This is a genomic window from Methanococcoides seepicolus, assembly GCF_023684405.1.
GTDB classification, from domain to species: domain Archaea; phylum Halobacteriota; class Methanosarcinia; order Methanosarcinales; family Methanosarcinaceae; genus Methanococcoides; species Methanococcoides seepicolus.
The window spans coordinates 1-6804 of the sequence record NZ_JAGSOI010000089.1; the positions used below are offsets into that span (position 1 = coordinate 1).

8 protein-coding genes are annotated in these 6804 nt (G+C 38.5%); 3 read left to right on the forward strand and 5 right to left on the reverse strand.

Annotation, left to right across the window (positions count from 1 at the left end):
* Positions 1-155: 155 nt before the first annotated feature.
* The gene (locus KDK67_RS13120; RefSeq protein WP_250869273.1) at positions 156-458 is read right to left on the reverse strand and encodes an Ntn hydrolase family protein; all 303 of its coding nucleotides are present in this window, start codon (positions 456-458) and stop codon (positions 156-158) included.
* A 184-nt stretch (positions 459-642) separates the two neighbouring features.
* Positions 643-1647 (reverse strand): hypothetical protein, encoded by a 1005-nt coding sequence (locus tag KDK67_RS13125; protein WP_250869274.1) that lies wholly within the window; start codon positions 1645-1647, stop codon positions 643-645.
* Positions 1648-1886: 239 nt separating this feature from the next.
* Between KDK67_RS13125 and KDK67_RS13130 the strand changes: the two genes are divergently transcribed.
* The 3 genes from KDK67_RS13130 to KDK67_RS13140 all read left to right on the forward strand — a co-directional run bounded on the left by KDK67_RS13130 (position 1887) and on the right by KDK67_RS13140 (position 3468).
* Complete coding sequence (locus KDK67_RS13130) at positions 1887-2225, forward strand: hypothetical protein (protein ID WP_250869275.1); 339 nt, start codon at positions 1887-1889, stop codon at positions 2223-2225.
* Between the two features lie 140 nt (positions 2226-2365).
* The gene (locus KDK67_RS13135) at positions 2366-2812 is read left to right on the forward strand and encodes a hypothetical protein (RefSeq protein ID WP_250869276.1); all 447 of its coding nucleotides are present in this window, start codon (positions 2366-2368) and stop codon (positions 2810-2812) included.
* A 125-nt stretch (positions 2813-2937) separates the two neighbouring features.
* A complete protein-coding gene (locus KDK67_RS13140; protein WP_250869277.1) occupies positions 2938-3468 on the forward strand; it encodes a metallophosphoesterase family protein in 531 nt (176 codons plus the stop codon).
* A 220-nt stretch (positions 3469-3688) separates the two neighbouring features.
* On the opposite strand, the gene KDK67_RS13145 is transcribed toward KDK67_RS13140, so the two are convergent.
* The 3 genes from KDK67_RS13145 to KDK67_RS13155 all read right to left on the reverse strand — a co-directional run bounded on the left by KDK67_RS13145 (position 3689) and on the right by KDK67_RS13155 (position 6616).
* On the reverse strand, positions 3689-5056 hold the full coding sequence (locus tag KDK67_RS13145) for an ATP-binding protein (RefSeq protein ID WP_250869278.1): 1368 nt from the start codon (positions 5054-5056) through the stop codon (positions 3689-3691).
* Between the two features lie 9 nt (positions 5057-5065).
* The gene (locus KDK67_RS13150) at positions 5066-5743 is read right to left on the reverse strand and encodes a PAS domain-containing protein (protein WP_250869280.1); all 678 of its coding nucleotides are present in this window, start codon (positions 5741-5743) and stop codon (positions 5066-5068) included.
* 441 nt (positions 5744-6184) lie between these two features.
* Entirely contained in the window at positions 6185-6616 is a 432-nt protein-coding gene (locus KDK67_RS13155; protein WP_250869281.1) for a VOC family protein, read from the reverse strand.
* Positions 6617-6804: the final 188 nt, after the last annotated feature.

Sequence of the window (6804 nt, forward strand, 5' to 3'; positions counted from 1 at the left end):
ATGAAATATAGTCTTTTCAGGAGTGTTGCATTCTTCTCTAATTTTATCTGCTTGTCTAACTCTTCAACGGTCATATGCCGTTCAATAAAGATCCCCTCAGGTCTAACCATGGAACAGTCTATATAACGAATTAGTCTAATAATTTGGGGTTTTAACTATAAGTGCATGGTATGCTGAGGATCAATGTCGAAGGACTTACGATAAGCTTCTCTAAATATATCACCAGCTTTTTCAATAATTTGATTAAGACTTAAATCTTCATTCTCCAAACTCTCTGTGAGGAGTTCACGTGCGTTATGACCAATTGTCCCAAGTCCCCCTGTTGCAATAATTAAATCCGAATTTAATCTGTGAATCTTAACTACTTCTGAACACGTACCTGTATCTAAATGGGTTCTTCTTGAATCTGCTGAAAGAAACACACCATTTTTTAAACAAAATCCAATAATTGCCGTCATAGATTAGCACCAATATTATCAATTAAAAATAATTTATTTATTCAATAGGGGTACTACATTTTCCCAGAATATAAATCGTTATTTTTTTAGACATAGTATTTCTCGTTGAGAAGAGATGATTCCCTTGGTACTTTATATTATATGAAGCAAAATGCCAAGAGTAATAGCCGTTTACTCTTAATGCTCATGTTAGGAAGACAAAAATTACCGGGACGTTTTCAATTCCTTCGTCACTAGCTACCTCATGGATTAAACTATAAATGTCATCCATTTCTTTTTCAGTGAAACTTTTAGTGACTTGAGCCACCAAATATCCTCTTGAAGCATGAACCGCATATGATGCTACTGGATAATTATAGACTTCCATTTGATTGGGTATACTATTGTTTATTGCCTTTAGTTTTTGAGTATAATTCGATAACAATAGATGCTCCATTTCAGGAACTGTGCCAAATCCCTTGACAACATCTGGATCGTAAATAGCACTTTCAGTATTTGTGGAATCATTTAAGCTATGACCTTCCAATCTTTGAAGTGTTAGTGTATCCGAAGATATATCGATAGTATGGACATGCAAAGATGAGCCTTCTTCATACCAATCTGTAAAACCTACCCACTGTGTATTGTTAGTAATTGTGATAATAACAGGCAAATTATTAATCTGTGAGCTATTTGCATGTTTGTCAAGAATTAGATAAATATTGTTGAAATCATAATCAGAGTAGTATCGATCTTTCGTTTCAAGATTTCCATATACCTTTATTGGAAAATGGCCATTGATCGGATTAGATCCAAATTCTACAATTGGTCCGAAAGGGTACATATATCGTTCAATTTCTTCGAGGGAATTATCTCTTATTTCTCGCAGTTTTTTTGTAGAAATATATGTTTTATCGCTATTTTGTGACACATTCCCGTAAGTTTTCAGTATGTATGGATTATACTGTGAACTATTGAGATTATTATCAATCGAAGAGCAGCTATCTTTTTGAAGTATTACTTGCTCTGTCTCTTCAATTGTTTTTTCATCACCCATATTCACAAGTGTATCCATTGCGTTGACTCTAACAATTTCATTCTCGTTATCAAGATCTTCGATGAGAGAATCTACATTAGTATCTTCTACGCATCCCGAGAACATAATTATTCCAGCAAAGAAAATTATTGCAACAAAGCGAGTCATTTTCATGTTGATTCAAACCTTTAAATTTTGAATTAAGAATTATTTACTTGTCGTGCACATACATTGATAAATTATTGGTTAGTATAATTAAAATATTCATACCATCTATCTATTTATAACTTTGCTTGAATTTTTGATATCTGAATAAAATCACAACATCCCAATTATCTTTAATAATATTACACTTATTTTCAAATGTGCAAAGAAAAAATATAATTATAGTTTTAATCGTTCTGACTTTAGTAATGGCAGGAATGTTTATGGTCATTCAGCATTCTGATTCATTAGCATTTTCCATTGAAAATCATAGTAAGAATGATCATACCGTTGAAGTAAAAGTTTTTGATGAAAACAATGACATGATATTTAATGAAACATATTTAAGTAATTCAAGTACGGGAATATATTCCTCGATTGGGACTTCGACTTTAGGATCTTACAAATATATTGTTACACTGGATAATAACATTACCAAAGAACAAAATGTGTATGTGGAATATTCTGATTATTTAATAATTGGAATCTATGATGAAGAATACGAATATTCCGATGAAGTGCTTGAATTAAGCGTTTCCGCTGCTTAAGTTTTTAAAAATGATATTGTTCTTTCAAGCTTAAATAAAATACAAGTGCTCACTATCAGACTAGTAATATCTAATTCAATTTTTAATTTTGGGATAAATAAAAGAATAACTTATTATCATTAAAGCTCAAAATTACTAATGTGATCCCGAAACTTTACTTGTATTCCTTTGGTGTCTGGGTGCTGTTCATCATACCTGCCATACTAAATGCCATATCAATAGGGCTTTATGCACCTTATACAGGTGAACTTCTTACCCACCAGATAAGTTCGGTGATCTTCTGTATGGTCATATTTGCAGTTACCTATGTTTTCCTGAAATATTCAAATGTTTCGGGGACATCTATGCAGTTCATTTATGTTGGGCTGATGTGGCTGCGCCTGACAGTATCCTTTGAATTCCTCTTCGGACATTTTGTCATGGGTTACTCCTGGCAGCGCCTGCTATATGATTACAATATCTTTGAAGGACGCGTCTGGTTGCTTGTATTAGTTGTAACAGCTACATCCCCCTGGCTTGCCAACAGGATACTTGGGGTCCCAACTGACAGGGGGATCACAATGAAATCTGCGAGAAGTATGCTTTGAAGAAAGAAGATCATCGTCATGTTACACTGAACGATAAACCAGTTTGCAACAATGTACTTCGTCTTTGTGTGGGGAATCATTATATGCCAGTAATGTAAGATTTTAATAAGTTAATGGGGGTACACATGAAACTAATTATTTTATCAGATACACATATTAAATCGGGGCAGTCGCTGCTTGAGTTGTTGCCGGATGATCTGGTCACAATTATCAAGAACAGTGATATATTGATCCATGCAGGGGATTTTGAGACACTGGAATGTTACAATGAACTGGCAGGTTTAGGAGAGCTTGTGGCAGTCCACGGAGATACCGATGTGCCTGAATTGATGGAACTTTTGCCTGAAAGACAGGTCATTGAGGTTGAGGGTGTCAGGGTAGGGGTCATTCACAAAGGCCAACTGACATCTGATAACCCGGACGGGCTGCGCTATCTGGCGAAAGAGATGGGCGTGGATGTTCTGATCTTCGGGCATTTCCACCATCCGATCATCGAGGATTACGAGGTACTTCTGCTCTCCCCGGGCAGTGCGATAGTGCCTGGAATTGCTGAACCCAGCGCCATAGAACTTGACATATTTGAGGGGAAGGTAAAGGGGAGGGTGATAAGGTGTGTTGGGGATGTGTGCAGTTATTTTGAGTATGAGAGGAAGTGAGTTCGAGTGGATCAGATGATCTCATAAGTAGATATCCTCTTTCCTAAATTCAAACATCAAGATCGATAAAGTCGTAGCAATACTTTGATCGATGACGGTATCGTCCAGGCAGTTTGAGTAGAATTGACAGAGAAAATGAAAAAGAGTGAGTTACTGTGCTCAGGGACTGACAAAGTACAAATGCTGTCTACCCAAGCAGTTGCATTCGAGCTAATATTAATCAATGGGATGTGCTTTTAAGACTAGTTGGTATGCTAAATCCAAATGTGCTACCTTTTCCAACTTCACTTTCGACCCAGATTTTCCCACCGTGCATTTCAACAAATTTCTTGATAAGGGCAAGGGCAAGACCGGTACCCCCATACTCCCTTGTACTTGAAGAATCCACCTGAAAGAAAGGGTTGAACAGTTTACCCTGATCCTCTGGTGAAATGCCAATGCCACTGTCCTTTACATAAATATGCACAAAGTCCTCTGATATTTTTCCTCCAATAGTCACAAAACCTCCTTGATCCGTGAACTTAATGGCATTGCTCAGCAGATTGTATAGTATCTGCTTGAATTTGGTCTTGTCAGCTTCAACAACAATGTTATTATCTGCAAGATCGGTAGTGATCTCGATCCTCTTTTTTTCGGCCATTGATGCGACCAGTATGTTCACTTCCTCTATTGCAGAAGACACTTCGAATTCTTCAGGATGAAGTTCCATCTTTCCAGCTTCAACTTTAGAAAGGTCAAGAATATCGTCGATCACATCCAGCAAGTGTTTTCCGCTTGAATTAATATTGTTCACATATCTTGTTTGTTTATCATTGAGCGTTCCGAAAGTTCCCAGCATTAGCATTTCAGAAAATCCAATGACCGCGTTAAGAGGCGTTGTTAGCTCATGGGTCATATTTGCAATAAATTCGGCCTTGGATTTGTTGGCAGCTTCCGCAACAAGTTTTGCATTGAACATTGCATTCTCTGCTTTTTTGCGAACGGTGATATCCTGCACTGTGCCAGCCATTCGAATGGCTTGACCGGTTTCGTTAAACGTAACTTCGGCCTGTTCATGAACAATACGTTCTGAGCCATCGGGTAAAAGAATGCGGTGGTCAATACTATACGGTTTGTTTTCATATATTGCTTTATTTACATGTTCCAGAACAAGCATTCTGTCATCAGGATGGATAGCTCTTATATACGCCTCATAAGTAATCCTGGATTCCTGGGGTTCTAGCCCAAAGATGTGATAGACCTCATCTGACCAGTACAGCTCATTGTTGACGATGTCCCAATCCCAGTTTCCAACATGGGAAATACGCTGTGCATTAGACAAACTGGCCTCACTCTTACGTAGAGCTTCTTCCATCTGCTTGCGTTCCATTGATATGCCATAGAGATCAGCAATTCTTTTGATCACATTAAGTTCCCGTTCTGTATAACCTGTTTCGGAATTGGCAAGTGCGATATATCCAAATAGTTCGTCCCGTACCACCGCCGGAGCACTGAGGAAATTGTTGAGTACGATATGCCCTTTTGGTATTCCACCGGATTTTTTATGAGTCCGAGGAGAATTGGTATAAAACGCCTTTTTTGTGTTCAACGCATGCCCCTAGAGGCTGGGATAGACTCCGTCCTCACCTATCGGGAAAGCAATCCGTTTGTTCTCCAGAGAGACTTGACACACGTCCATCATCTCGATAAGGCTACGTGAAACACTGGCACCTGTTTCAGGGTCAATGGTAGAAACAAATCCATGTTTACTCTTAGTGAGATCCTTGGCGATATCCAGAACCATATTTGAAATATTCTCTATTATCTCTTTAGGATCGATCAGTGCATTCGCCAACTCCGCCAATGCTTTGTTGACAGTGAACTCCCATTTGAGCCTTTCCTCTACTTCCTTACGCTCGGTGATATCTGTGAAGAAACTTACATAACATTCTCTTCCATTTATCAAGACATTAGTTGTGTTAATATCTGCATATAGCGTTGTTCCGTCTTTTCGCAAACAGGGTCTGGATGCCGATAAGGTTTTCTCTCCTCGTGCCTGGCTCTCAAATTCAGAAATCGCACATTTCAGATCATTTTTCTTATGAATGTCAAGTACACTCTTTTGCATCAATTCTTCTTCCGTATAACCTAACATTTTGCACATGGCTGGATTGGCAAACAGGAATTCCTTTGTTTCAATATCTGCAACAAGTATCCCCTCGGCAGTACCTTCAAACAACGCTTTGTATATCTCTTCACTCTCCAGTAGCCCCTTCTCGATAGATAAAACACTCATCAACGTCCCCCCACAATTGCCCTTAACTATATCCCCGACTTGCTGTGCGTTGAAGATCCCAATCTTCAAAAAGTCATAAACGAGTCGATCAAGAGTAGAAGAAACAGGAACTCTTGATCTAATAGATAGGTTGTTGTCGTTAAGATATAGCCCAATCCCGTTATAATCGGCATCTGATGCGTAAAATGGACTGAGGTCTCAAAAGGGACAACGGCTTTAAAATTGTACAAAGCCTTTTGAATGGTATAAAAAAGAAGGTGGATGACATATCATGGCATCAGTTTCAGGATAAGGAGCTTCTGCGACTTGCTGTGCGAAGGATGAAACTCGAACCCTGAAAAATTAAAAATTAAAAACAGTGGCATTTTTCTTAGATACCTATATCCCCGACTTAATGTGCAAGAAGCAAGATTCGAAACTTAAAAAAGCTCAAGTACGGGATTATTCGCGAGGCTTAACTTCACCGACTTCTATCAAGTAGCCGTCCGGGTCTAACATATAGCAACGATATTCAGCTCTGTGATCTTTGGGCTCTGTTATGAACTCAGCACCGCGTTCTTTTCGTGATTCATAAAACTCTTGAAGATCAGCCACTCGAACATTTAAGAACGCACTCAAGATATCATGGTTTTGCTTCACAGCGACAATAGTATCGGGCTTATCATCCGTCGGCTCACCGCCACCAAAATTGAGTATGATCCAACTATTTGCCACTTTGATGATGCACGGGGTACCATCAGCACTTGGCTCCATGACCACCTTGCCGTCGAACATTTTCTTGTACCATTCGCACGAAACTTTCACATCACTCACTATCATCGTATGCGTGAGCACAAACCCCTCATTCGGTGCCGGAAAATCATTATCTGCCATATCTACCACCTGTAATTGTTTTAAATTCAGTATGTATTAACGAGCAGTTAAGCATTGAATTATTGTAACTATTCAGCCTACCTATCGTCAATCTTGTATGACTGACTATAATACAAAAAATTAATTTGCAACCCTAAAATCAAACAATCGTTGGAACAAATGGCTTTCCATCGATTGCATCTTGAATA